We start from the raw sequence: 25,201 nt of genomic DNA on the forward strand, positions 1-25,201 counted from the left end.
GCGCGAACGTATTTTATTTGTGAAAATTGAGCGCCTAGTACAGAGTCATCAGCGGGTGGGGTAGATAAAAAGCCAGACACATCGACATTCGCCCCTGTGGCATCGAGGTAAGTGATTTCTAAATTATTCGCACTAAATCCAGAGGGGTACAGATCTGATACTGCGGGTAAGTTAGGAATATCATCCCGATCTGCGATGTAACATACCGTCGCTAATCTGGCAGCTCGACGCGTCACTTCATTGACCATCTGAACAGAAAAGAAGTACACCGCAAACTCCATGATCAGAAAGAGCACTAATATGACGGCCAATGCGATAAGAGAGAACTCTACTTGGGTAACACCTTTTTGCTTAAAGCGATTTATGATCATGGCCCTGTCCTCATCGTCGTTGTTGCACCGATACTGAACTGCAATGATTGACCGGAGAACGGTAAGCTAGAAAAGATAGGGACATAATTGTAAGTCGCAGAAAGTGTCACGACCTTGTTGGCCAATGTAGGCTGCGTAATCGTAATGTCACCGACGGATATATGATCGATGATCGGCGTCGTACTCGCTGTTGGGCTGCCGTAAACGACGACATTTTTAATGCTCGTTTCATCGGCTATGGCGTCAAAAGTTAGCGTGCCATACGTGTCGACAACCGCATAACGAGCACCATTTTGTAGTGCTTTATTAACCTCAGTGTATTGAATAAAAGCTCGACACACATCAATCACCAGCACAGTAAGCATCAGCAATATTGGCAGCGCCACAATAAACTCAACGATCGCGAGGCCCGCTTGTTTTTTTTGCTTAATAGTTTTATTCAACATATCAAGATGCCCCGCTAAACGGATCTTTGTAGAGTTGGATGCGATAGAAGCCTTTGTCTGTCGGATCAACACCAGTAGAGCCGTTATTGATTAAGCAATCATATAAGAACTGCCCAAATACTGAGGATTGTCCTGAGTTACTCACTTTCTGTAATAAGAAGAAACAGCCAAATCCCAAAACATCAAAGTCAGTTTTACCTGTCGACTCGGTGCAGTTGACAATAGGAATGCGCAAAATACGACGTCCATTTAATCCGCCATCACCCATGTAACTCGAAGTATCACACGGAGACGACCCACCACTACATGCACTAAGCTCTTGTAAGTAATTTGCGTAATACAAATTACCGGCATAAGTCTCATCCGTTGCCGCTAATACGTCGGGCTCTCGTACATACTTATCCGGCAAAACGGTACCATCATTTTTGATCGGCCCAGAAAAGTCGTTCAGCCGAACATTTAAACCTTGAGCGACAGGACCAGCACTATTACCAGGTTTGGTTGTTACCGTATCGCCTATTGCAGCGCAACCGTTATATGCACCGGACAAAGCATCTCTCACTAATGCGGCACCGCTGTTGCCTGTTCCCTGACCAAAATCCAATAGTTGGAAGTTACCGGGCCCCATGTCTGTATTGTTCTGGTCTCCGACTTTTAGTTCATGTACCAAAGATGGATCCGTGTCCACATTAGGATCATAGTTAGCAGGTTTATATCCCCATGCATCTTCTGCACTGCCTGTCGGCTCACCGCACATGGCGATCGGCGTCAGGTTGCATGACTGGGTAAACCCTGCACTTCGCCCTGCCATTGCACTTGCCGAAATGTTTTTGTTAATCCCAAACACACCACTCAAAAACTGTGTCAATCCAATCTCGGTAACAGCAACACGAACGTAGATATCATAAGCGCCAGCAGGAGCAGTAAAACTCGCAGCGTCAACAAACGTCGTTCTATCAAGTGAGAAAGTTATGGATGTATTACTGTCATCAAACACCAGTTCTGAGTTACCGGACGAAGCACTAATACCGTTCAATGTGGCAGTTGCAACGGCCTCTGCCGCTACCACGTCGCCATTTTCATCTGCGGCAACCGCGCCAGCCAATGCCGCTGCATCAACGGCATTTTGAAGACGCGTTTTATTTAGGACTTGGTGGTTAAGGTCAATACCAAACGCCGCCACGCCCAATAGGATCAGCAATACCATGCTGATCAGCACCAAGGTAATCCCTTTTTGGGCTCGTCTTGTTGCCCTTTGCATTTTCCGTCGCATAGCCCCTCCTAAGTGAATAAATCACTTAATCATCTTTGGCTACCCCATTATTGTCGTATACCTCTAAACTCGTTTGCGTACGTTGTCCGCTACCTTCTGGTAAATATCCCAAATTCTCATACCAAGCTTCTGGATTAAGAGTTTGCTCTGCACGCAATTGACTGACAGAGATACCAAGCTCAGGGTCATTCGCACAGCCAAACAAGCCGAATGAAGTGAAACAAATGGTCATTATCATTATGTTTTTCATCTTATTCTCCACTTATAAGCTGTGCCCAAATTTGCCCTCAGAGCCACCATCTGACGAACCAAACTGATCGAAACTTTCAAACGTTTCTTCTTCTCTTATGTCGTTGAGTTGGTATCGGTCGAAATCCAACTCAGCACCTTTACCTAACAAATAAAACTCAACATCGTTAGGGCTTACAAAACCATCGGTCGGCAAGGTAATACGACGACGGTCAATAGGTGTTGCAAGTCTTGGAGTAACTAGGATAACGAGTTCGGTTTCACCAGAAGTGAACTCTTCACTCTTAAATAGTCGGCCAAGTACCGGTAAATCACTCGCTCCCGGAATACCATCGGCAACATTACGTGCGTTCTCACTCAATAAGCCCGCAATACCGATCGTCTGCCCGTCAGCAAGCTCGATGGTGGTTCCTGCACTTCGTTTTGTAATCGGTGGGATGAAAAAGGTCGCATTCACTTCATTAGGATTGAAGGTCAATACACCAGAGTTGGAGATTTCACTGACGTTGACGTTCATCTTTAGATTGATGCGCTTATCACTCAAGATGTACGGAACAAAGTCCAGTTGTACACCGTACTCTTTGTAGTCAATGGTAATACCATCTTCGTTTGGCACAGGGATTGGGAACTCACCACCAGCAACAAACTCAGCTTGGGTTCCGCTCAGAGCCGTCAAGCTTGGCTCGGCAAGGACTTTTGCTACACCGTTTTGACGCGCAACGTCTAACGCGAAGGTAAACAGTGTATTACTGTCGATAAAGGAACCGAGGAAACCAAAATCATCCACTGCAGGCACATTTAGAATTGGCCCAATATTGTCGATGCCACCACCAGCGGTAGTTGCCCCCCAAGTGAAGTCTCCGCTTTTCTGGAAGAAGTGGAAGTTCGAATCAAAGCGACGTACTAACGTGCGCTGCACTTCGGCAACCGTGACTTCTAGAGTAACCTGTTGCGCGCCACCAATGTTCAAGAGGTTAATGACCATGCTGTCGTCTCTTGAATCGTCTTCCCCTTCATCCGCAGCATCGCCTGCGGCAAAGGTTTCAGCAATCTTAACGGCGGTATCCATGTTTTGCTGAGTGCTGACCAAACCTCTTAACACGACTTTTTCTTGGGCGCTGTGCACCTCAATACTTTCATCTGGTAAGAATTGATAAAGTTTGGATTTTAGGGTGTTTAAGTCGTGAGTGACTTCAACGTTAAACTGCTCAATTAAGCGGCCTCGACTGTCCCAAACAGACACATTGGTTGTTCCAAGCTTTTTGCCCACCAAGAACAACTCATTGGAACGCAGCACAATAATATCCAGAACTTCCGGATCCCCTAACGTCACTTTTTTCGCTTTACCCGAAATAATCAATTGTGTTGATTGGTGGTGTGCAACGCTAACTAACTTCCCTGACTGCGCAGGCGCTGCATTTACAGACAAGCTGACAAAAAGTAACTGGCTAATGAGTAATATTATTCTTTTCATAAGTCACCTAATTACTGACTCGGACATTCGATGCCTGAGATCCCTTAATAATGGTCACACTAGGTCGAGGTGTATATTTGCGTGCAACAGGTGGTTTATCGACTTCATGAGGGTTACGTAATGCAAGTTGAATCTTGCCTTTACTGTTCTCCGATAAGAGTTTTTCCGCTTCTTTTGGTGTGACTTCTAACGTCACTGCTCGAACAATAACTGGCTTGTTATCGTTGGTTTTTGCGGTTTGGTCGACGGCCAGTACTTTAATATTTTTGAGCACGGTTTTAGTCGAAGCACTTTTCCCCTTACCCGAGCTGATGGTATTGAGGATATCGACCTTGTTACCCGGAAGTAGGAAACCAGCCACACCAATAACGTCGTTAACACGAATGGTAATCGCACGTTTGTTTTCAGGGATCAGGGCTGCTAATGTCGCCCCTTCACCAGGTAATGCAAGTCGGTTTGGGTTCACCATTTCACCGGAGTAGATGGTGTTGGCAACAATACGCCCCAACGCTTGCTCAGAGACTTTTAAGGTATCTTCTTCAATCCACTCCACTTCCATTAACTTGGTCGTGAGGTGTTTTTCTTCTAAAACCGTTCCTGGCTCCAGCTCCATCGCAGCCACTAATACTGGGTGCCTTTCTATCTCTTCAAGCTCTACTGTTGGTTGGTTTTGCCCATCAACCCACTGCTTTGCAATCAAAACAGCCGCAAGACCAAACACAATGGAGAGCAGTAATAGCATGACAACTTGCGTCTTACTCATAACGAAATCTCCCTATTCATCCACTGTAAAATACAGCGCCCAAGCACGGGTTAGTGTGTCTGCAGAGACAAGCTTCTTTTTGTCTTCAAACACTAAAATATCGCGGCTTATCCCTAGCAAATCTTTTGGCAAACATGGAAAGAAAGGGACGTTGTTGTCGCGGTGCAACTGATGTAACTGGTCGAAAAAATCTGGGGCAAGCGCCATTTTCAAGTCGCCGGACAAACTCAACCATAGCGCCTTGTAGTCCTCAGGGCTCAAAGGGCTAAACTCGATTTTGTATCCTAGACGACGTAAAAAGGCGGGATCGGCTAACTGGCTCGGGGCAAAGTTGGATGAGAATGCTAATGTCAGCATAAATGGAACCGTGATCTGCTGCCCATTGGGTAGTGCCAAGTGATCGAACAAGTATTCCATCGGCACTATCCAGCGGTTTAGCAATGCATCGACGGGCATTGCCTGACGCCCCAAGTCGTCAATGACCAAAATGCCGTTGTTTGCCATCATTTGCAGAGGCGCATTCCAGACTCGGTTGTGCTCACTGTGGTTGACTTCCAACATATCCATGGTCAGCTCACCACCAACCTGAATATTTGGGCGTTCACACAAAACCCAGCGTTTGTCATAGTGGGTTTCAAGCTTAACAAACACTTTAGAATGGGAGTTGTCCAATCGACGATGGTGCTGCTCAGAAAACACTTTGATGATGTTCCCATCAGCATAAACCGCATAAGGAATGAACACAGACGTGCTCATTGCGTTGAGCACTCTTGCCGCAACGTAACTTTTACCCGTGCCGGCATGGCCGTAGAGTAACATTGCTCGGCCAGAGTTAATGGCAGGTCCTAAAATAGGAATCAACCGCTCAGAGCCAAAAACATCACTAAGAGCGCGTTCAACATCCACACGAGTAATAGGATGCTTGCGGAGATCTTGCCCTTCCACCACTTCCCAGTACTCTTCCAAAGAAACAGGAATAGGGCCAACGTAGGCATCTTTACGAAATGCAATATCGGCTTCCGCTAAACCAAGCTCAGTCAGGCTGTATCGAACGTTAGTGTAAGAGCTAGACAATTTTTCTGCTGTCGGCTGATACACTTCAACCCAACTGCGTTTTCTCAGCTGTGCTAACGCTAAATCGACGATCGTAGAGACGACTCCCAATCGCTGAGTCAACTCGACTAAATCGATTTTAGGAAAAGCAGAAAGATGTTTTAGTACCAAATTTTCGACAACCGAAGCCGGTATGCCAAGCCCTTCTATATTAGCTGGTACTTTAGGCGGCGTTATTTGTGGCACGAGCTTATCCCAATACACTGACCCCATGACAATTCCCCTCTGTCGTTGCCTAGTCAACTGATGTCTAACGCCAAGTTATTTATTTTTATTAGATTTAGTTTAAGTAAGAAAAGTAAGCTAATCCGATAACGATCACGGGAGCAAAAGGAATGACTAGCGGTTTTGATGCTTTTAACCCAGGCGTTACTTTTTCCAAGCAATAACCTTTTACTTGGTCGGATAGATTAATATTAGAAGACGCAATATGGAGAGCGAGGTAAAACAAGCTCACTACTCCGCCAGCCATCACAATACCTATTGACGCTGCTCCTAAGTTACTCAGCCCTATCCAAGCCCCTAATACGGCGAGTAACTTAACATCTCCTCCAGCCATCACTTTGCACAGGTATAGAACAAAGCAGACTGCAAACGCGACCAGTCCACCATACAAATGATCTAAACCATTCGAATTAGGAACGAGTACTACGCTTGCAGCGACTACGACTAATAAAAGCAATACGGCTTTGTTAGGGATCTTATGCTTTTGTGCATCAGATACTCCTATAGCGAACAGCAATGACCAGATGACAATCTCTAATGTCATTACGAACTGCTGATACGTGATGCAACAGATGAGAATTTGCTAGATAAAGTATCCCAGAAGCCTGAGGTCAAGAATGCAGTAACGATAAGTGCCGCACCTAAGATGTATTCTAGAAGCGTTAGACCCTCTTCGTCTTCCATGAAGTCATTGATTAGTTTGCGAAAGTTTTCCATAAGATTTCCCCTCTTTAACAGTCTCGCTTGTTGATGATTCGACGCGTGGGTGTGTCTGAATCATGACTAAACCTTAGTCATCGAGAATGTTGGGGGTTAGGACTTTTTTGCCAAACACTAGCACTTTCTTGCTAGATCTGCTGGCAAAGCACGAATGTAGCATTTTTGAGACACCCCTTCGGGCGATATGTGACGTATTTCACACTTGCAGACTTTCTATATAAGCCTAAGCTTAATAAACGAAAGGTTTAGTTTTTGCTCGCAAGGATGCGGGTCAGTTGAAGCCTTCTACGAACACCCTTCGGCAAAGTTCACTATAAATGGAAATAATATGACAGAACTTATCAAAGCCTACTGGATCGGACAAAGCCCACAAGCTCTTAATCACGATTTTCGTTCAGAACTGGAAAAGTCCTTTACTCTCATTAAGAGCGAAGGAGATGTCTCCGTGCTAAGCGATAAAGAGTTCACCCACTTCTTTTACTGTCCAACATCGGAGCATCGATGTTTACAAAAGAGTTTGTTGACCCTTTGTGAGAACCTAGATAAAAAACTCATTGTGATTCATGACGGAGAAGACCATAGCCGTCTCCCCCCCAAGCATATTGTCGCCGAATATTGCCAAGCAAACGCATGTTCACCAAACGAGTGGATATCGCAAGTAAAACTCAAGTACTTCTCACCTACGGCACTCGATGAGCAATACTTGTCATCCGACACCATGCTATTCAAAAGTGGCAAATCAAACTTTGTCGATGTGGTCCATTACATTGCAAATAATGTACATAAAGATTTAAGAGAAGAGGAAGCTGCGGCACTTTGCCACTACTCTCCAAACTATTTTTCGAAGCTTTTTCGTAGAAAGGTTGGTATGTGTTTTCGTGATTACGTCACAGAAAAGCGCATTTCTCTAGCGAAGAAGATGCTACTCGAAGAGGATTCGATGAAGATCGCCTACATCGCTTATCAGTGTGGCTACCGAGACGTTTCATATTTTTCTCGTATCTTTAAAAAGAAAACTGGGCTCTCCCCGGCGACCTATCGGCAACAATTTTAAGTAATGATAACTACGGCAGCTTTATCCTCTCTAACGCTACCTTTCCCACAGAATTCATCAAAATGCATTCCCGTATAATGATTTAACATGCTAAAGTTAACAATGTTTTAACAACTATAAATACAAACGAGAGAAGACATGGAGTCATCTACAATGAATCAGCCTAACCTAGAACATACCGCTGGTTGCGCTCTCCCGCCGCCGAATGAAATGATCCTTAAATGGGCAGAGGAACGCCCAAATGAGGTTTACTTAAAACAAATCATTAATCGACAGTTTGTTGAATTTACTTACGCCGACGTAGCCGATAAGGCGCTTAAACTGGTTACAGCCCTGCGCAACTTGGGTGTACAGCCCGGTGAAAAAGTCGCATTAGTATCGAAAAACTGTGCAGAGTGGTTCATCTGCGACTTGGCCATGATGCTTGGCGATTACGTGAGTGTGCCAATTTTCCCAACAGCCGGTGCAGACACCATTGAGTACTGTGTGACCCACAGTGAAAGTAAAGCACTGATTGGCGGTAAGTTAGATGATCCAGCGGCAACGCAACAAGTGATCGATTCAATGCCAGATTTAATTAGCATTGCACTTCCTTACGACACGGCGCCGAAATGCCAATATCAATTTAACGAGATTATTGCGGACGTTGAGCCAAGTGCAGAGCGCCCTCAACACCATGATGACAAGCTAATGTCTCTCGTTTACACCTCAGGTACGTCAGGCCTGCCGAAAGGGGCAATGCTGACGTACGGCGCGTTCAGTTGGTCCGTTCAACAACTGATCAATCACATTGGCATCCAAGAAAACGATCGATTGTTCTCTTATTTACCACTCGCTCATATCACAGAACGAGTTTACATCTTTGGTTCATCGATTATGGGTGGCGTAACGACGGCTTTCCCTGAGTCACTCGATACTTTCATTGAAGATGTAAAAATGCACCGCCCGACACTCTTCATCTCAGTACCTCGACTATGGACATTGTTCCAACAACGTATTCAAGACAAGCTTCCACAGAAAAAGCTCAACATCCTGTTGAAGATCCCATTCGTTAATTCATTGATTAAGAAGAAATTGGCGGACGGTCTTGGCTTAGATCAAGCTCGCGTGCTCGGCTGTGGCTCTGCCCCAGTGTCACCAGCACTACTTGAGTGGTACCGCAGTGTTGGCCTGAACATCACTGAAGCTTGGGGTATGACAGAGTCTTTCGCCTACAGCACACTAAACTACCCATTCCGAGCCGATAAAATTGGTTCTGTTGGTAACGCCGGACCAGGTATTGAACTTAAGATCGCCGACGATGATGAAATCATGGTACGCGGCAAAGGCTTGTTCTCTGGTTACTACAAAAACGACATCGCGACACAAGAGTCATTTGATTCAGAAGGATGGCTTCATACTGGTGACATTGGCTCAATTGATGCGGATGGTTACCTCACCATTCAAGGTCGTAAAAAAGACACCTTCAAGACTGCCAAAGGTAAGTTTGTTGCTCCTGTACCTATCGAGAAGAAGCTGTTTGAGTACAGCCGCGTCGAAATGATGTGTTTGATCGGCTTAGGCTTACCTGGACCAATATTATTGGTTGTGCCACATGACTTCCCGAACTTTGATAAGGAACGTTACGCCCGAACAACACGTAAGGTTGTTGCTCGCATGAACGAAGAACTGGAGTCACACGAGCAGATTAAAGGGGTATTGATGATCCAAGACCCGTGGAGTATTGAAAACGGCATTCTAACGCCAACCTTGAAAATTAAACGCCACGTTCTTGAACAGAAATATCATGAAATCGGACACAACTGGCCAAAAGGCGAATTGGTTGTGTGGGAAGAGGATTTGTAATTCTTACCCACCTAGGTAATCAATAAATCAAACGCTCCCCACAAAGGGAGCGTTTTTCATTCCCACGTTAATCAATCTCGCCAAAACGGTTTCTGAATCTCCTTTTGGACTTCGGTTTCGTTGTAACCGATATCATCCAAAAGGTGGCGAGGTAACTCAGACAAATGACGGCGTGTACGATAGTTCTTTCTCCATATGGCTAACTTGGAAAAGATATACTGAACTAAACTCTTGCGTGGCTTCGACGCTAACTGGCCACAGGTTTGCGTTGCATTGTTCATATATCCTCCTCGATTCATTCACATTGACCACTTAATAATCAGTGACTACCCTGCTATTCTCAAACGATAGAATCTGACACTGAGTTAAGGAAAACTAATGTGAAAGAACGTATGCCTCCGTTACAAGGGCTGTACTACTTCTACATCGCGGCAAAGGAAGGCAGTTTTAAAGCCGCTGCCAAATACTTATTTGTCACACCAGCCGCGATTAGTCAGCAGATACGTCAGTTGGAAGAGTTTCTTGGTACCGACTTATTTGTCCGCCAACATAGAAAGATACTCCTTACCGCAGAAGGCGATTTACTGTTTGCCCAAACTGAGCGAGGGTTCAACCACCTTCAGCAAGGTGTACGGCTGATTAATCAAGATCCCAACCCGAACCACCTCTCCATCTCTACGCTTCCCTCTTTTGCACACCATTGGTTAGTACCAAGAATCACCGCTTTTCGGCTGCGTCATCCGGATATCTCTTTACTGATGGAGCCAACCAACGAGTTGGTGTCATTTCAAGACAGTCAGATAGACCTTTGCGTTCGCTATGGGCATGGCGACTATCCGAACCTTGAATCACAGTGGTTGATGGATGAAGTTTTCTACCCTGCTTGCCATCCCATTTACCAAAAAGAGCACGGTATCTACCGCGTTGAAGATTTAGGTAAAGCAGAATTAATCGAAGACCTCTGGCCAGATTTAGACTGGAACTTGTGGCTCAATACACTAGGTCATCAAGCGGCGAAGCCAACCCTCAAATACAGTGGTTCACATTTGGTCTTGGAAGGCGCTTTGTCGCTGCAAGGCGTAGCTTTGGTTAAGCACAGTTTGGCTTATCGATATATCCAAGAAGGAAAACTGGTAAGAATTGGAGACATAGGCATTCAACCGAAATACGCGTATTACCTTTGTGCACCGACTGGTTACTTAAAGCGCCAAAAAGCACAGCTGTTTAGCCAGTGGATAAAAGAAGAGATTGCTGATTTCGAACGCAACACTGTCCGAGATTTTGAAACGATTCAGTTAAAAGAAGAATAAAGTCAGTAATCGGTATAGCAAGGCCCCATAGATGGGTTTACCGACAGACAGTAAAAAGCCCCGCACTAGGCGGGGCTTTGATGTCTTACAGAGTTAACTTAAGAATTACTTCTTAGCGTTACGCTCTTTAACGTCAGCAATTACTTGCTCAGCAACGTTGTTTGGACATGGCGAGTAGTGTGAGAACTCCATAGAGAACTGACCACGGCCAGAAGTCATAGTACGTAGAGTACCGATGTAACCGAACATTTCTGATAGAGGTACATCACCCTTGATACGTACGCCAGTAGTACCAGCTTGTTGGTCTTTGATCATACCACGACGACGGTTAAGGTCACCGATTACATCACCAACGTGATCTTCTGGAGTGAACACGTCAACTTTCATGATTGGCTCAAGAAGTTGCGCGCCAGCTTTAGGCATAGACTGACGGAATGCGCCTTTAGCAGCGATTTCGTAAGCGATAGCTGAAGAGTCAACTGCGTGGAAACCACCGTCGAATAGTTCAACTTCTACGTCTAGAGTTGGGAAGCCAGCTAGAACACCAGTTTCCATCATAGATGCGAAACCTTTCTCAACTGCAGGCCAGAATTCTTTAGGTACGTTACCACCAACAACTGTTGATTTGAACGTGAAGCCTGAACCAGTTTCACCTGGTTTGATACGGTAGTCGATCTTACCGAACTGACCAGAACCACCAGACTGCTTCTTGTGCGTGTAGCTGTCTTCGATTGCTTGAGTGATTGTTTCACGGTAAGCAACTTGAGGAGCACCTACTTCTAGCTCAACGCCGTAAGTACGTTTTAGGATATCTACCTTGATGTCTAGGTGAAGTTCACCCATACCTTTCAGGATAGTTTCACCTGAATCTTCATCAGTCTCTACTTGGAATGATGGATCTTCTGCAACCATCTTACCGATCGCGATACCCATCTTCTCAGAACCGCCTTTATCTTTAGGCTTAACTGCGATAGAGATTACTGGATCTGGGAAGATCATTGGTTCTAGAGTACATTCGTGCTTAGGATCACATAGAGTGTGACCAGTTTGAACGTTCTTCATACCAACTACAGCGATGATGTCACCAGCTTGTGCTGAATCGATTTCGTTACGCTCGTCTGCGTGCATCTCAACCATACGGCCGATACGCTCAGTTTTACCAGTTGCAGAGTTAAGGATTGTGTCACCCTTCTTCATGCGGCCTGAGTAAACGCGGATAAACGTTAGAGCACCGAAACGGTCGTCCATGATCTTGAACGCAAGCGCTTTTAGTGGCTCGTCTGCAGATACTTTTGCAACTTCGCCAGTTGGTTCGCCAGTCTCTGGGTTAGTTAGAGGCTGAGGATCAACTTCTGTTGGTGATGGTAGGTAATCTACTACCGCGTCAAGAATAAGTTGGATACCTTTGTTCTTGTACGCTGAACCACAGTAAGTTGGGAAGAATGCTAGGTCACGTGTACCTTTACGGATACAACGTTTGATGTCTTCTAGAGATGGCTCTTCGCCTTCTTCTAGGTAAGCCATCATTAGATCTTCGTCTTGCTCTAGAGCAGTTTCGATTAGCATTTCACGGTATTCAGCCGCTTTCTCAACTAGATCAGCAGGGATGTCTTGAACTTCGTAGTTCTCTGGCTGGCCAGACTCGTCCCATACGTAAGCTTGTTGGCTTAGTACGTCAACAACACCTACGAAATCTTCTTCGATACCGATAGGTAGAGTCATTACTAGTGGAGTAGCACCTAGAACGTTTTGTACTTGGTCAACAACTTTGTAGAAGTCAGCGCCCATACGGTCTAGTTTGTTAACGAAGATCAGACGAGATACGTGTGATTCGTCAGCGTAACGCCAGTTAGTTTCTGACTGAGGCTCAACACCACCAGAACCACAGAATACACCGATACCACCGTCAAGTACTTTTAGAGAACGGTAAACTTCGATAGTGAAGTCAACGTGTCCAGGAGTATCGATGATGTTTAGACGGTGATCGTTCCAGAAACAAGTTGTTGCTGCAGACTGGATTGTGATACCACGCTCAGCTTCCTGCTCCATGAAGTCAGTAGTAGTTGAACCGTCGTGAGTGTCACCGATCTTATGGATCTTACCAGTTAGCTTTAGGATACGCTCTGTAGAGGTAGTTTTACCCGCGTCTACGTGAGCAAAAATACCAATGTTTCTGTATTTTGATAAATCAGTCATTGTCTTACTCTGTTAATAAGGTATAAAGTGCGCGCAGAGTATATCACATTCTGTCAATACTGATACCCTTGCGTGCGGATGGAAGAAAAAAAATTTTAACGTAAATTTTCCGTCCTCAAATAATAGTCAAACTTAGCAATTTGTGTGCTCTATTCGATAATAATGAGGACAGATTCAACATTATTGTTACCCCTTAAATTGGGGCACAAAGTGGCGTTTACAACTCATCAAATGCTTCAATCGCTTCTGATAATTTTTTCACGCCGTGGATTTGCATACCAGGAATGCCACCTTTAGGCATATTTGCCGCAGGGACGATTGCTTTCTTAAAGCCATGCTTGAATGCTTCATTTAAGCGTTCTTGTCCACTTGGTACTGGGCGAATCTCACCCGCCAAGCCAACCTCACCAAATACGACCACATCTTTCGGTAATGGGCGATCGCGGAAGCTCGACAAAAGCGCCATAACTAACGCAAGGTCAGCACTGGTTTCTGTCACTTTTACGCCACCGACGACATTCACAAATACATCTTGGTCAGCCATTTGAAGGCCACCGTGCTTATGCAGGACAGCGAGTAATAAAGAGAGGCGGTTTTGTTCCAAGCCAACGGCAACACGACGAGGGTTGGCCAGTTGCGAATAATCCACCAGCGCTTGAATCTCTACTAATAGAGGGCGCGTGCCTTCCCATACCACCATAACAGAAGAACCCGAAGTTTCTTCTTCACCGCGGGAAAGGAAGATAGCCGATGGGTTATTGACCTCTTTCAGCCCCTGCCCCGTCATGGCAAATACACCTAACTCATTCACTGCACCGAAACGGTTTTTGTGACTGCGAAGTGTACGGAAGCGACTATCGGTGCCACCATCGAGCAGCACAGAACAGTCAATAATATGCTCAAGCACTTTCGGACCTGCAAGGGTACCATCTTTTGTTACGTGACCAACAATAAAGACGGCAACATTGTTTTGCTTTGCGTAGCGAGTCAAAGCGGTCGCTGATTCACGCACCTGCGCCACACTGCCCGGAGAAGACTGAACATCCGAGACGTGCATTACCTGAATCGAGTCGATAACCATAATTCGAGGCTGCTCTTTCTCTGCGATTTGGCAGATTTTATCGACATTGGTCTCCGACAACATCTTTAGATGCTCTTTTGGTAAACCAAGACGAGAAGCACGCATCGCGACCTGCTGAAGGGATTCTTCACCCGTTACATAAAGCGTTGGCATTTGCGCTGAGAGTAAACACATGGTTTGCAATAGCAAGGTCGACTTACCTGCACCTGGGTTACCACCGATCAGAATGGCAGCACCAGGCACCACGCCCCCACCCAGCACGCGGTCGAGCTCTTTAAAGCCACTGGTGAATCGCGGAACTTCTTGCAGATCAATCTCAGACAGAGTTTGAACTTTTGATTCCGTTGCAGATCCTGCATAACCAGATAAGCGCTCGTTGCGCGCGACAGTTGGCGATGCCGCTATGCGAACTTCGGTAATCGTATTCCATGCACCACACGCATTACACTGCCCCTGCCAACGTGGGAAATCCGCGCCACAATCATTACAAACATACGCTCGTTTTGCTTTCGCCATGATGCCTCGATTTTTTCAACAAATGTGACCAAACACAGCCATGTCTGACCTTATCGGACATGAAGTATTGATATACTTAAGTTTTGCTTTGCTTAGCCGATATAATTCGAATAACGACATACTTTAACAGAAATAATGCAGCAATCTGAAATTCTCTCGCTCGCAGAACGACTCATCCCTGTTTATGGCACTGATGACTTTGACTTTGTCCTTGGTCAATTGACCGAGGGTGAGCCGCCGTCAGCCAAAATCCTAGTTAAGATGGAACTCAACCGTGTCATGGCACCTTGTAAAAAGAGCATTGATTTACGAGGTCGAGTGAAAGGTGAATGTCGTGAATACCTATTAGATGGCATCCCGCATTGGTTGGATGACGTTGCTTTTAATGCTTACCACAAGAACCTGAAGAAGTTTGGCGCTTATACCGAAGGTATGTGGGAAGCCTTGGTCAACACGCGCAATAACTTCCGCGTGATGAGTAAAAACAATGGTAAAAGTGAAGAACAATCACTGACCGATCCGAAAAGCCCATTTCTGGCAGAACCTGTCCACCTTGGTTATGACCTAAAACGCCAAGAAAAACGCTTAAAGGTACAATCTCAAGTCGAAATCATCCGCCCTAAAGGGCAAGTGATTCACGGTTTGAGTATCGATCTTTCCAGTTCAGGCGCAAAATTCAAGGTTCCAAGCGCTTTCAAATACAGTTTGGGCGAAGTCATCCAAGTCACTTTTACTGAGTTTGCTAGCAAATCTCAGGTTGCGGGCGTAGAAAAGCCAATCACTTATCGCGTCTTAGCCGTGGACGATTGCTACGAAAATGATGCCGTTCGTTACTTAAGAACCATTCGTTTAACGGAAACGAATGTCGTTGCTCGTGTGATTGACGAAGCACTCAACAGCGCGGCAAAACGCGCTCGCCATGACAATCAAGATAAAATCATCCGTGCCCGCACGCGTGGTTATGAGCACATTGCACTCAAGCACACCAGTAACCTACCGCTGTTTTTCGAAGGCAGTGAACTCAAGCTGGCAATGCTAACGCCAAACAACCAAAAGCTTTGGCAATACTGGCATGATGAACGTAACCAACAAGTGTTTGGTTCGCTATTCAATCCAAAGAGAATGGCTTCCCTGATTGCACCCGGCGTGAAAGGTGCAACGAACGTGTTGTATTCCTTCACTCATGAACATGAGAGCAAAACCTACTTCTATTCAATGCTGCGCCCAGAGGCAACCAGAGAACAACGTCAATTGTTCTGGCACCTAGGAGCAAAACGAGCAAGTTGGCGTGCTTTCCGTATCTCGATTTTCGAGCTGTCACAACAGGAGAAAGAAGACCTTGCAGCGTTTTCTTCTGAGTTGGCCGAAAGCTCACAAAAGCTGACTCACGTGGGTATCTTGCAAGAAATTGCCGATGAGAAGTCAGGCCAAGATTACTTGCTGACCGAAAAGCCTCGTGTACCTGCAAACACCTTGAATGAGTTTAGGCAACCAAGAAAAATCCTTGGTAATCCAAAAGGAATTTACTTCGATGCTCAATCTCGCCGTAAAGAACCACGCTACCGTTTTAAAACCCCTTTGGTTCTTGATACTGGTAACACTAAAGCTGCTGGCTTTACCGCGGATATTTCTAAGCGAGGTTTAGGCCTCAGATTGGATGAACCGACCGCGCTGCGTTCAGGACAAGAGGTTCGGATAAACTTTAGAGAGTTACAGCTTTACGATAAGAAGTTGCCACTTTCAGAGGTGCCTTACCGTGTCATTCGCGTTAGCCCTGATGGTCGAAGTGTCCAACTGGTGATTGATGAACAAAGCAAGACCATGAAAGTGATCGCTTTCTTCAACAGTATTATTGAGCACAACCAAGACAAGCTGATCCCGCAGAAAGAGATGCTGCCAAGCAATGCGCTACTAGAAAGACTGCACAGTGTGTTGTTATCACGAACGCTGAGCACGCCAATCTTCATCAGTAAAAGTGCCGCATCTTCAGTGAAGACCCCTGTAATTGGGGTGAACTTACCGTTAGCAAAACATATCGAGTTGTATGCTCGCCTTGGTCACAATCAGCAATATTCGTTAGAGCCCCTTTTTAAAGGACGCTCAAACACATTAATTGCCGACCCAATAAAGCGTATTGATGGAGCACAAGCTCGACACCAAGACATTTATATTAGCGTAAGTAAAGTAGGCAATAAGATCACCGCTATTGAATCGAAAATGCAGCAAGACTTCACCAGCGTCAAAGAGCGTATTCAGTTCATTAAGAAAGCGCGCATGATGGGTGAGTTTTACGCGACACGAATTTCAACGGCGCCGATCTTCGATCCAATGACATCATTACTACGCCAAGACTTGAGCGACTTAACCCAATTTGGTGTTCATCAGGCGAGTAAGTTAGAAAAAGAGCTGACCGCCCTAGTTGGTTACAGCGAATTTGAAGACATTACTGAAGAAGTGATTGTTCGCTTAGAGCTAACGGAATAACAAAACACCGCCGAGATGGCGGTGTTTTTCTATGTTAATTTGGAAGAAGCTCCAGCTAAGGTTTCGCTTTCCAGCTGATTTTCTGCTGCTTAACCAAAGCGCCAGAAAGAATACACAGCACACCACCAAGACCTGCAAATCGAACAGCGGTTTGCGCTTGTTCTTCAACCTTAGGTTTAGCGTGATAAGCCACACCAAGGCCAGCCGCAGCCATCATCACCAAATCGTTCGCACCATCTCCCACGGCAACGGTATTGTGTTGTTCGATTTCGTACTCTTCCGCAAGTTCAACCAAGATATCCGCTTTTGTCTGAGCAGAAACAACCTCACCCAGTACTTCACCGGTCAATTTACCATCCACGATTTCCAGTTGGTTGGACTGCGCAAAGTCTAATCCTACTTTGTCTTTAATGAAGTCTGAGAAGTAAGTAAAACCACCCGAGGCAATGGCGGTCTTCCAGCCAAGCGCTTTAAACGTTGCAATCAGCGCTTCGAAATCTGGCATAAATGGGAGTTGGCCACGTACCTGTTCAAGAATGGCTTCATCGGCGCCTTTCAGTTTACCCACACGTTGACGTAAGCTTTGTTCGAAATCCAACTCACCTTGCATGGCGCGCTCAGTGACTTCTGCAACTTCTTCGCCGACACCGGCCAGTTTAGCGATTTCGTCAATACACTCGATTTGAATCGCAGTTGAGTCCATATCGAACACGACCAAACCCGGAGCAGAAAGATCTGGCACTTCTTGCAGAGCGGCGTAATCCAGATTTAAGCCTTTCAGAATGGTTTCATGCTCTGGTGTCAGGTTGCCCGCCATGAGAGCCACTTCATATTGACCAACTTTCCAAGTGTCTAAAATCGGGTTGTAGAAGCCAGTAAAGAAGTCGATGTCTTCAAAGTTGCGGGGTTCAAGATGTTCACCAAACACAATCCAATTCGCCTTGGCTTTATCAAGCTGTGTCGCGAAGCGAGTTTCGGGTAGTCGTTTTAAAAGAGTCGTATGCCTTCTGATAGGCAAGCTTTTTGACGCGTCCATGTATATAATCCCTTGTGACTTTGCTAAAACGTTACCTTAACAAGCTAAAAAGGCAAGTCTTTGTTTTGATTTGAATGGACGAGTAAAGAGCATGAGTGAATCCTTGTTCTCAGTAAGGAATGCCCTACGAATTCTGGCTCTGATCCTGTTATGTGTGATGCTTTTTGTCACCATCAAAAACAGTGTCGTGATCAGTAAGGGTAATGAGAAGATACAAGCACAGCAGCTTGAAACCCTGACCAAAGTTTTGATTTCGCAGGCGTCATTATCAGCCGGCGAGATGATCATCAATAAAGACCAAGAACGTCTACTCAAGCTCACTAACCAGCTTGCCCAAGACCGCTTGGTATTTGATGCAACCATTTATGATGCGCAAGGTGTGCGTTTGGCATCGAGTGAAGAAGCATTGTCAGTACGTGAGGTGTTGGGATTAGATACCCCACTCGCGACCGCCTCGATTGGCCGCCAACAGCTCGTGGAGCCAGTGTTGTCGGATGGCGCAGTGATTGGCTTTGTGCGAGTGACCTTCGAAACTGGTCGAGTCACCGCTATTTCTGATCACCACTACCGCAAGAGTGATCGCTACATGTACATGATGGTACTAATGAGCTTCGCGTGTGGCATGTTGTTCATCATGATTTTACGCAGACAACCGATCCGTCGTAAGAAAGGCGAAAACTTGTTGCTAACCAAGTAACTCGAAAAGCAAATTCCGAAAACAAAACAGCCCGCGACATGCGGGCTGTTTTTTTATGCTAATAAGCAAAAGAATAGAAGACTGTTCGTCCTTATTCTTCGTCACCTAGCAATACTGAATCTAGTGCGATTAGCATCATGTCGTTGAACGTAGTTTGACGCTCTTCAGATGTCGTTTGCTCGCCGGTTTTGATGTGGTCAGAAACAGTACAGATAGTCAGAGCTTTCGCGCCGTACTCTGCTGCAACGCCGTAGATACCAGCCGCTTCCATTTCAACACCCACAATACCGTACTTGTCCATTACGTCGAACATTTCTGGATCTGGCGTGTAAAACAACTCAGCAGAGAATAGGTTACCTACTTTCACGTCTACGCCGCGAGCTTTTGCTGCTTCTTCTGCTGCGCGAACCATTTTGTAGTCAGCGATAGCGGCAAAGTCATGACCTTTGAAGCGAATGCGGTTCACTTTAGAGTCTGTACATGCGCCCATACCGATAACAACATCACGTACTTTGATGTCTTCGTTCACAGCGCCACAGCTACCTACACGGATCACTTTCTTCACACCAAAGTCTTTGATCAGTTCAGTCACGTAGATTGAACAAGATGGGATACCCATACCGTGGCCCATTACCGAGATCTTGCGACCTTTGTAAGTGCCTGTGTAACCAAACATATTACGAACGTCACACACTTGAACTACATCTTCAAGGAAAGTCTCTGCGATGTATTTTGCACGTAGTGGGTCACCCGGCATTAGAACGACGTCTGCGAAAGCACCCATTTCTGCATTGATATGTGGAGTTGCCATGTTTCTTTTCCTTAACCTGTCTCTAGCGATCCGCACTGCTATCGGCGGCTTAAGCTAGAATATTCTCATTTCCGACAAGCAACATTTTCATGCTGCGAACATAAAACTAGGAGCAATCAAGCTCCTAGTTTTCAAAAACCTATCTAATTATAGGAAGTTCTTACCGTAATCCATTGGAGAAGTACCGAAGTAAGTCGCCAATGTTTGGCCGATGTCTGCAAAGCTATCGCGACGGCCTAGTGAACCTGCTGGTACTTTCTTACCGTAAACAATCACTGGGATGTGCTCACGAGTGTGGTCAGTACCTGGCCATGTTGGGTCACAGCCGTGGTCTGCCGTTAGAATAAGCACATCGTCTTCTTCCATAATATCCAGCACTTCATTGATGCGACCATCGAAGTACTCAAGCGCAGCAGCGTAACCCGCTACATCACGGCGGTGACCGTAAGCTGAGTCGAAATCTACAAAGTTAGTGAATACGATGGTGTTGTCGCCCGCTTCTTTGATTTGCTCTAGCGTTGCTTCGAACAATGCAGGGATACCTGTCGCTTTCACTTTCTTAGTGATACCGCAGTTTGCGTAGATATCAGCAATCTTACCGATAGAAACCACGTTGCCTTGCTTCTCTTCAACAAGTTTCTGTAGAACCGTTGCTGATGGTGGCTCAACAGAAAGGTCACGACGGTTACCGGTACGCTCAAATTGCCCTTTACCAGCACCAACAAATGGACGCGCGATAACACGACCAATGTTGTAATCTTCTAGCTCTTCACGTGCGATTTGGCAAAGCTCTAGTAGACGATCTAGACCGAAAGTCTCTTCGTGACATGCGATTTGGAATACAGAGTCAGCAGACGTGTAGAAGATTGGTTTGCCAGTCTTCATGTGCTCTTCACCAAGATCGTCAAGAACTTGAGTACCAGATGCGTGGCAGTTACCTAGGAAACCATCAAGACCAGCACGCTCAAGAATGCGGTCAGTCAGTTCTTTCGGGAAGCTGTTTGCTTTGTCAGTGAAGTAACCCCAATCAAACAGAACAGGCACACCTGCGATTTCCCAGTGACCAGACGGTGTGTCTTTACCTGAAGAAAGCTCTGCAGCGTGACCGTATGCACCGATGATTTCAGCGTCTGCGTCTAGGCCAGGTGCGAAGCGACCTGTTGACTCTTTATGTGCCATTGCCAGACCAAGCTTAGATAGGTTTGGAAGACGAAGTGCGCCTTTACGCTGATCGTTATCCGCTAAGCCTTGCTCACACTGGTCAGCGATATGACCTAGAGTGTCTGAACCTACATCACCAAATTGCTCTGCATCTGCAGCTGCGCCGATGCCGAATGAGTCTAGTACTAAAATAAATGCTCTTTTCATTGCTCGTTCCTTAGGCCCACTCGGCTTCTTATTATGGTTGAGTAGGCCTTGTGTAATTACTTATTCGATTAAAGATCTTCTGCACGGATTTGACGGTAAACCTCTGGAGTTGGTGTGTACTCACCACCTACAGTGATTGCACTGCGAAGTGCTTTTGCTGCTTCTTCCCACTGCTCTTCAGTGCGAGCGTGGATAACCGCAAGAGGTTTGTCGCTATCTGCTACTTCACCAAGACGGATGAAGTTATCGAAACCAACCGCGTAGTCGATTTCATCTGTCGCAACGCGACGACCGCCGCCCATTGAAACCACAGCCATACCGATAGCGCGAGTATCCATCGCAGATACAACGCCCGTTTCTGTTGCGTATACTGGTTTGATGATTTCCGCTTTCTCTAGGTAATTATCGTAGTTTTCTACGAAGTCCGCAGGACCACCTAGACCAGCGACCATCTTACCGAAGCACTCAGCCGCTTTGCCGTTATCTAGCGCTTCCATTAGTTTCGCACGCGCGTCTTCTGTGTTCTCAGCCAGTTTGCCAAGTACTAACATTTCAGCACATGAAGCCATGGTTACTTCAAGTAGACGAGGGTTACGGTATTCACCTGTTAGGAAACGAACCGCTTCGCGTACTTCCACAGCGTTACCCGCAGAAGATGCCAATACTTGGTTCATATCCGTTAGGATAGCGGTTGTCTTAGTGCCAGCACCGTTTGCTACCGCAACGATTGATTTTGCTAGCTCTTCAGACGCTTCGTAAGTTGGCATGAATGCACCAGAACCTACTTTTACGTCCATTACTAGAGATTCAAGACCTGCAGCAAGCTTCTTCGATAAAATCGACGCCGTGATCAGTGAAATGTTATCTACTGTCGCTGTGATATCGCGAGTCGCGTAAACGCGCTTATCCGCTGGCGCTAGGTCACCAGTTTGACCGATGATCGCCACACCTGCGTCTTTGGTTACTTGACCAAATACGTCGTTTGTCGGCGTGATGTTGTAGCCCGGAATAGACTCAAGCTTATCCAGCGTACCGCCCGTGTGGCCAAGACCACGACCAGAGATCATAGGTACGAAACCACCACATGCTGCCACCATTGGGCCAAGCATTAGAGAAGTCACGTCACCCACACCACCAGTAGAGTGTTTATCGACAATTGGACCACCAAAGTTCATGTGGCTCCAATCGATAACCATACCTGAATCACGCATTGCACAGGTTAGTGCGATACGTTCTGGCATCGTCATTTCATTGAAGAAGATTGTCATAGCGAATGCAGCGATCTGACCTTCAGACACACTGTTGTTTGCTACGCCTTGAATAAAGAAGTTGATTTCGTCGGCTGTTAGAACTTCGCCGTCACGTTTTTTACGGATAATTTCTTGTGGTAAATACATTAGTGCCTCCCAAGCTCACTTTGAGCCATGGTATAAGTAGGATAGAAGAGGTTTGGTAGCACCAAAGCTGGTGCTACCGTTCAGACGTATTGTTGGAATTAGTACGCTGTTGGATCAGCGACTTCGTCCGATACTTCTAATGTATTTAGTAGGTTTGTTAGCAGGCTAGACGCACCAAAACGGTAGTGACGAGCATCAACCCAGTTGTCACCTAGGATTTCGTCAGCCATTGCTAGGTATGCCGCTGCATCTTCAGCAGTACGCACACCACCTGCTGGTTTGAAACCAACAGTTTCTGCAACACCCATGTCACGAATAACTTCAAGCATCATGCGAGCGTATTCTGGTGTTGCGTTTACTGGCACTTTACCAGTTGAAGTTTTAATGAAGTCAGCACCTGCTTCGATACAGATTTGAGATGCTTTCTTGATTAGTGCTTCTTCTTTAAGTTCACCTGTTTCGATGATCACTTTAAGAAGAATGTCACCACAAGCTTCTTTACATTGCTTAACTAGTTCGAAGCCAACTTTCTCATCACCCGCCATTAGAGCGCGGTATGGGAAAACTACGTCTACTTCGTCTGCACCGTAAGCAACCGCCGCTTTTGTTTCAGCAACTGCGATTTCGATATCGTCGTTACCGTGTGGGAAGTTCGTTACCGTTGCGATACGAACTTCTGGCGTACCTTGCTCACGAAGTGTCTTCTTAGCAATAGGAATAAAGCGAGGGTAAATACAGATTGCAGCTGTGTTGCCTACTGCTGATTTCGCGTCATGACATAGTGAGATCACTTTTGCATCAGTGTCATCATCATTTAGCGTAGTAAGGTCCATAAGTTTCAGTGCACGTAGCGCTGCTGCTTTTAAATCGCTCATTTCTATCTCCGATCAATATTCAAAAAATTCACTACTCAGCTTCACATCGCTTCTCTAACTATAATCAACAAGTAGAGACAGCGTGAGATTTTAGCTAAGCAGTCTATTAATGAACGGACTTGGTTCCCTGAAGACTCGGCATATACTGCGAAAAATCATATACCAATTGCTATCCTTGTCACCGCACAGTACCAGTTTGGCCTATGGCACAACAATCTATGATTGCGGTGTCTTTAATATCACATCAAACAATAAAACGCTTGTGAGATTTGATATTGCAGGGCAATTCATTTGCCCATCGAGTATGTAGTATTCACTCTGTGATTAAGTGGTCATCATAACCACGAATTCGTGATTACTACATTATAGAGTTTCACCGCAAAACTGTAGCACCAAATAGAGCGCAAACGGTTTGTATCTCAAAATTTCCCAGCCCCTATTCCACCGACTGCGTAAGCTACTCACGTAGACCTACGTGCGGTTAATTTTTTAGGCCCGAAAAACGAAAAATGCCCCGCAGCAATCTCTTGCTACAGGGCATGATTTAAAACGGCGTCTATATATTAAGAACCGATTCTAATTAAAGTGCTGCAAGGCTAAGGCAGAAGCCTGCAATAGTCGCTGCCATTAGGTTAGACAACGTACCAGCAAGAACTGCTTTAATACCCATGCGAGCGATATCTGAACGACGGTTTGGTGCAAGGCTACCTAGACCACCAAGTAGAATCGCGATAGAAGAAAGGTTCGCGAAACCACATAGTGCGAATGAGATGATAGCTGTTGTCTTCTCAGACATTACTTCACCAGTTGCCGCAACAACTTGAGCGCCTTCACCTAGGTAAGGTGTGAAGTTCAAGTATGCAACGAATTCGTTGATTACTAGTTTCTGACCGATGAATGAACCAGCAACAACTGCTTCGTCCCATGGAACACCGATTAGGAATGCTAGTGGAGAGAACGCGTAACCTAGGATTAGTTCTAGTGTTAGTTCAGGCATACCAAACCAACCACCGATGCCACCTAGCATACCGTTAACAAGAGCAATAAGACCTACGAACGCGATTAGCATTGCACCAACGTTTAGTGCAAGTTGTAGACCAGAAGCCGCACCGCCCGCTGCTGCGTCGATTACGTTAGCTGGTTTGTCGTCGCCACCGTCCATTGCTTCTTCGATGTCTTCGTGAGGCTGGTCAGTCTCTGGGTGAAGAATCTTAGCGAATAGTAGACCACCAGGTGCTGCCATGAATGACGCTGCTACTAGGTACTCTAGTGGAACACCCATTGAGGCGTAACCTGCTAGTACACCACCAGCTACAGATGCTAGACCACCACACATTACCGCGAATAGCTCAGATTGAGTCATTTTTGGTACGAATGGACGAACAACTAGAGGTGCTTCAGTTTGACCTACGAAAATGTTAGCAGCTGCAGACATTGATTCCGCACGAGAAGTGCCAAGCGCTTTTTGTAGTGCACCACCAAGAATCTTGATAACCCACTGCATTACGCCAATGTAGTAAAGAACTGAAATCAGTGCAGAGAAGAAGATCAGTGTAGGAAGAACGCGGAATGCGAAGATGAAGCCGCCGCCGCCGAATACTTCGAACATCTTGTCAGAAACAAGACCACCGAATAGGAAAGATGAACCATCGTTACCGTAGTTGATAACGTTAGAAACACCAGTAGAGAAACCGTTTAGTAGATCACGGCCCCAAGGTACGTAAAGAACAAATGCACCAAGGATGAATTGGATAGCAAATGCGCCACCCACAGTTCTAAAGTTGATAGCTTTGCGGTTAGATGAGAATGCAAATGCAATAGCAAGAAGCACTACCATACCGACTAGGCTCATAAACAGGCTCATAGTTTATGACTTCCTTATAAGTTATTTATTGGC

At 45.8% G+C, this 25,201-nt stretch carries 23 protein-coding genes; 5 read left to right on the forward strand and 18 right to left on the reverse strand.

Annotated elements, in window-relative coordinates:
* From VCHENC03_RS0126195 to VCHENC03_RS27555, 9 genes are all read right to left on the reverse strand, one after another.
* On the reverse strand, positions 1–371 hold a 371-nt coding region (locus VCHENC03_RS0126195), incomplete at its 3' end, for a TadE/TadG family type IV pilus assembly protein (RefSeq protein ID WP_009707500.1).
* Complete coding sequence (locus VCHENC03_RS04205) at positions 368–817, reverse strand: TadE/TadG family type IV pilus assembly protein (protein WP_009707501.1); 450 nt, start codon at positions 815–817, stop codon at positions 368–370. The genes VCHENC03_RS04205 and VCHENC03_RS0126195, both read right to left, overlap by 4 nt.
* A 1-nt stretch (position 818) precedes the next feature.
* Entirely contained in the window at positions 819–2,090 is a 1,272-nt protein-coding gene (locus VCHENC03_RS04200) for a pilus assembly protein TadG-related protein (protein WP_009707502.1), read from the reverse strand.
* Positions 2,091–2,115: 25 nt separating this feature from the next.
* The gene (locus VCHENC03_RS04195; RefSeq protein WP_009707503.1) at positions 2,116–2,340 is read right to left on the reverse strand and encodes a hypothetical protein; all 225 of its coding nucleotides are present in this window, start codon (positions 2,338–2,340) and stop codon (positions 2,116–2,118) included.
* Between the two features lie 12 nt (positions 2,341–2,352).
* Entirely contained in the window at positions 2,353–3,813 is a 1,461-nt protein-coding gene (locus VCHENC03_RS04190) for a type II and III secretion system protein family protein (RefSeq protein ID WP_009707504.1), read from the reverse strand.
* A gap of 7 nt (positions 3,814–3,820) precedes the next feature.
* Positions 3,821–4,576: a Flp pilus assembly protein CpaB gene (gene cpaB / locus VCHENC03_RS04185; protein ID WP_009707505.1), complete on the reverse strand. Its 756-nt coding sequence runs from the start codon at positions 4,574–4,576 to the stop codon at positions 3,821–3,823.
* Positions 4,577–4,588: 12 nt separating this feature from the next.
* Complete coding sequence (locus VCHENC03_RS04180; protein WP_009707506.1) at positions 4,589–5,902, reverse strand: hypothetical protein; 1,314 nt, start codon at positions 5,900–5,902, stop codon at positions 4,589–4,591.
* 67 nt (positions 5,903–5,969) lie between these two features.
* Positions 5,970–6,458, reverse strand: coding sequence for an A24 family peptidase (locus tag VCHENC03_RS0126200; protein ID WP_032803021.1), 489 nt, complete (start codon positions 6,456–6,458; stop codon positions 5,970–5,972).
* Entirely contained in the window at positions 6,458–6,631 is a 174-nt protein-coding gene (locus VCHENC03_RS27555) for a Flp family type IVb pilin (protein WP_009707508.1), read from the reverse strand. Before VCHENC03_RS27555 ends, VCHENC03_RS0126200 begins: the two co-directional genes overlap by 1 nt.
* A gap of 331 nt (positions 6,632–6,962) precedes the next feature.
* Here VCHENC03_RS27555 and VCHENC03_RS04170 point away from each other — a divergent pair, with 331 nt between their 5' ends.
* Both VCHENC03_RS04170 and VCHENC03_RS04165 read left to right on the forward strand, forming a co-directional pair.
* On the forward strand, positions 6,963–7,688 hold the full coding sequence (locus tag VCHENC03_RS04170) for a helix-turn-helix domain-containing protein (protein WP_009707509.1): 726 nt from the start codon (positions 6,963–6,965) through the stop codon (positions 7,686–7,688).
* 153 nt (positions 7,689–7,841) lie between these two features.
* The gene (locus tag VCHENC03_RS04165; protein ID WP_009707510.1) at positions 7,842–9,533 is read left to right on the forward strand and encodes an AMP-binding protein; all 1,692 of its coding nucleotides are present in this window, start codon (positions 7,842–7,844) and stop codon (positions 9,531–9,533) included.
* Between the two features lie 71 nt (positions 9,534–9,604).
* On the opposite strand, the gene VCHENC03_RS0126205 is transcribed toward VCHENC03_RS04165, so the two are convergent.
* Positions 9,605–9,814 (reverse strand): DUF1127 domain-containing protein, encoded by a 210-nt coding sequence (locus tag VCHENC03_RS0126205; protein ID WP_032803024.1) that lies wholly within the window; start codon positions 9,812–9,814, stop codon positions 9,605–9,607.
* Between the two features lie 99 nt (positions 9,815–9,913).
* Here VCHENC03_RS0126205 and VCHENC03_RS04160 point away from each other — a divergent pair, with 99 nt between their 5' ends.
* Positions 9,914–10,843, forward strand: a complete 930-nt coding sequence (locus tag VCHENC03_RS04160) for a LysR substrate-binding domain-containing protein (RefSeq protein ID WP_009707511.1) — start codon at positions 9,914–9,916, stop codon at positions 10,841–10,843.
* Positions 10,844–10,948: 105 nt separating this feature from the next.
* Here VCHENC03_RS04160 and fusA read toward each other — a convergent pair whose 3' ends face one another.
* Positions 10,949–13,039, reverse strand: coding sequence for an elongation factor G (fusA, locus tag VCHENC03_RS04155; protein WP_009707512.1), 2,091 nt, complete (start codon positions 13,037–13,039; stop codon positions 10,949–10,951).
* 217 nt (positions 13,040–13,256) lie between these two features.
* Positions 13,257–14,636, reverse strand: coding sequence for a DNA repair protein RadA (gene radA / locus VCHENC03_RS04150; protein WP_005439523.1), 1,380 nt, complete (start codon positions 14,634–14,636; stop codon positions 13,257–13,259).
* A gap of 135 nt (positions 14,637–14,771) precedes the next feature.
* On the opposite strand from radA, the gene VCHENC03_RS04145 reads away from it, so the two are divergent.
* Complete coding sequence (locus tag VCHENC03_RS04145; protein WP_009707513.1) at positions 14,772–17,120, forward strand: PilZ domain-containing protein; 2,349 nt, start codon at positions 14,772–14,774, stop codon at positions 17,118–17,120.
* 55 nt (positions 17,121–17,175) lie between these two features.
* Here VCHENC03_RS04145 and serB read toward each other — a convergent pair whose 3' ends face one another.
* Entirely contained in the window at positions 17,176–18,156 is a 981-nt protein-coding gene (gene serB / locus VCHENC03_RS04140; RefSeq protein ID WP_009707514.1) for a phosphoserine phosphatase, read from the reverse strand.
* A gap of 91 nt (positions 18,157–18,247) precedes the next feature.
* Here serB and VCHENC03_RS04135 point away from each other — a divergent pair, with 91 nt between their 5' ends.
* Positions 18,248–18,853: a YtjB family periplasmic protein gene (locus VCHENC03_RS04135; RefSeq protein ID WP_027726522.1), complete on the forward strand. Its 606-nt coding sequence runs from the start codon at positions 18,248–18,250 to the stop codon at positions 18,851–18,853.
* A gap of 91 nt (positions 18,854–18,944) precedes the next feature.
* Here VCHENC03_RS04135 and deoD read toward each other — a convergent pair whose 3' ends face one another.
* The 5 genes from deoD to VCHENC03_RS04110 form a co-directional block, all read right to left on the reverse strand.
* Positions 18,945–19,664, reverse strand: coding sequence for a purine-nucleoside phosphorylase (gene deoD, locus VCHENC03_RS04130; protein WP_005439515.1), 720 nt, complete (start codon positions 19,662–19,664; stop codon positions 18,945–18,947).
* Between the two features lie 147 nt (positions 19,665–19,811).
* Positions 19,812–21,032 (reverse strand): phosphopentomutase, encoded by a 1,221-nt coding sequence (locus VCHENC03_RS04125; protein ID WP_009707516.1) that lies wholly within the window; start codon positions 21,030–21,032, stop codon positions 19,812–19,814.
* Positions 21,033–21,100: 68 nt separating this feature from the next.
* A complete protein-coding gene (deoA, locus tag VCHENC03_RS04120; RefSeq protein WP_005449121.1) occupies positions 21,101–22,429 on the reverse strand; it encodes a thymidine phosphorylase in 1,329 nt (442 codons plus the stop codon).
* A 98-nt stretch (positions 22,430–22,527) separates the two neighbouring features.
* A complete protein-coding gene (gene deoC, locus VCHENC03_RS04115) occupies positions 22,528–23,304 on the reverse strand; it encodes a deoxyribose-phosphate aldolase (RefSeq protein WP_005449122.1) in 777 nt (258 codons plus the stop codon).
* Positions 23,305–23,884: 580 nt separating this feature from the next.
* A complete protein-coding gene (locus VCHENC03_RS04110; RefSeq protein ID WP_005439507.1) occupies positions 23,885–25,168 on the reverse strand; it encodes a NupC/NupG family nucleoside CNT transporter in 1,284 nt (427 codons plus the stop codon).
* Positions 25,169–25,201 lie beyond the last annotated feature (33 nt).

This window comes from Vibrio sp. HENC-03 (genome assembly GCF_000305755.2).
GTDB lineage: Bacteria > Pseudomonadota > Gammaproteobacteria > Enterobacterales > Vibrionaceae > Vibrio > Vibrio owensii.

Bases quoted from the DNA above. Each gene is read 5' to 3' on its own strand.
- VCHENC03_RS04205 (WP_009707501.1), bottom strand. From the start codon at position 817: ATGTTGAATAAAACTATTAAGCAAAAAAAACAAGCGGGCCTCGCGATC.
- VCHENC03_RS04200 (WP_009707502.1), bottom strand. From the start codon at position 2,090: ATGCGACGGAAAATGCAAAGGGCAACAAGACGAGCCCAAAAAGGGATT.
- VCHENC03_RS04195 (WP_009707503.1), bottom strand. From the start codon at position 2,340: ATGAAAAACATAATGATAATGACCATTTGTTTCACTTCATTCGGCTTG.
- VCHENC03_RS04190 (WP_009707504.1), bottom strand. From the start codon at position 3,813: ATGAAAAGAATAATATTACTCATTAGCCAGTTACTTTTTGTCAGCTTG.
- cpaB (WP_009707505.1), bottom strand. From the start codon at position 4,576: ATGAGTAAGACGCAAGTTGTCATGCTATTACTGCTCTCCATTGTGTTT.
- VCHENC03_RS04180 (WP_009707506.1), bottom strand. From the start codon at position 5,902: ATGGGGTCAGTGTATTGGGATAAGCTCGTGCCACAAATAACGCCGCCT.
- VCHENC03_RS0126200 (WP_032803021.1), bottom strand. From the start codon at position 6,458: ATGACATTAGAGATTGTCATCTGGTCATTGCTGTTCGCTATAGGAGTA.
- VCHENC03_RS27555 (WP_009707508.1), bottom strand. From the start codon at position 6,631: ATGGAAAACTTTCGCAAACTAATCAATGACTTCATGGAAGACGAAGAG.
- VCHENC03_RS04170 (WP_009707509.1), top strand. From the start codon at position 6,963: ATGACAGAACTTATCAAAGCCTACTGGATCGGACAAAGCCCACAAGCT.
- VCHENC03_RS04165 (WP_009707510.1), top strand. From the start codon at position 7,842: ATGAATCAGCCTAACCTAGAACATACCGCTGGTTGCGCTCTCCCGCCG.
- VCHENC03_RS0126205 (WP_032803024.1), bottom strand. From the start codon at position 9,814: ATGAACAATGCAACGCAAACCTGTGGCCAGTTAGCGTCGAAGCCACGC.
- fusA (WP_009707512.1), bottom strand. From the start codon at position 13,039: ATGACTGATTTATCAAAATACAGAAACATTGGTATTTTTGCTCACGTA.
- radA (WP_005439523.1), bottom strand. From the start codon at position 14,636: ATGGCGAAAGCAAAACGAGCGTATGTTTGTAATGATTGTGGCGCGGAT.
- VCHENC03_RS04145 (WP_009707513.1), top strand. From the start codon at position 14,772: ATGCAGCAATCTGAAATTCTCTCGCTCGCAGAACGACTCATCCCTGTT.
- serB (WP_009707514.1), bottom strand. From the start codon at position 18,156: ATGGACGCGTCAAAAAGCTTGCCTATCAGAAGGCATACGACTCTTTTA.
- VCHENC03_RS04135 (WP_027726522.1), top strand. From the start codon at position 18,248: ATGAGTGAATCCTTGTTCTCAGTAAGGAATGCCCTACGAATTCTGGCT.
- deoD (WP_005439515.1), bottom strand. From the start codon at position 19,664: ATGGCAACTCCACATATCAATGCAGAAATGGGTGCTTTCGCAGACGTC.
- VCHENC03_RS04125 (WP_009707516.1), bottom strand. From the start codon at position 21,032: ATGAAAAGAGCATTTATTTTAGTACTAGACTCATTCGGCATCGGCGCA.
- deoA (WP_005449121.1), bottom strand. From the start codon at position 22,429: ATGTATTTACCACAAGAAATTATCCGTAAAAAACGTGACGGCGAAGTT.
- deoC (WP_005449122.1), bottom strand. From the start codon at position 23,304: ATGAGCGATTTAAAAGCAGCAGCGCTACGTGCACTGAAACTTATGGAC.
- VCHENC03_RS04110 (WP_005439507.1), bottom strand. From the start codon at position 25,168: ATGAGCCTGTTTATGAGCCTAGTCGGTATGGTAGTGCTTCTTGCTATT.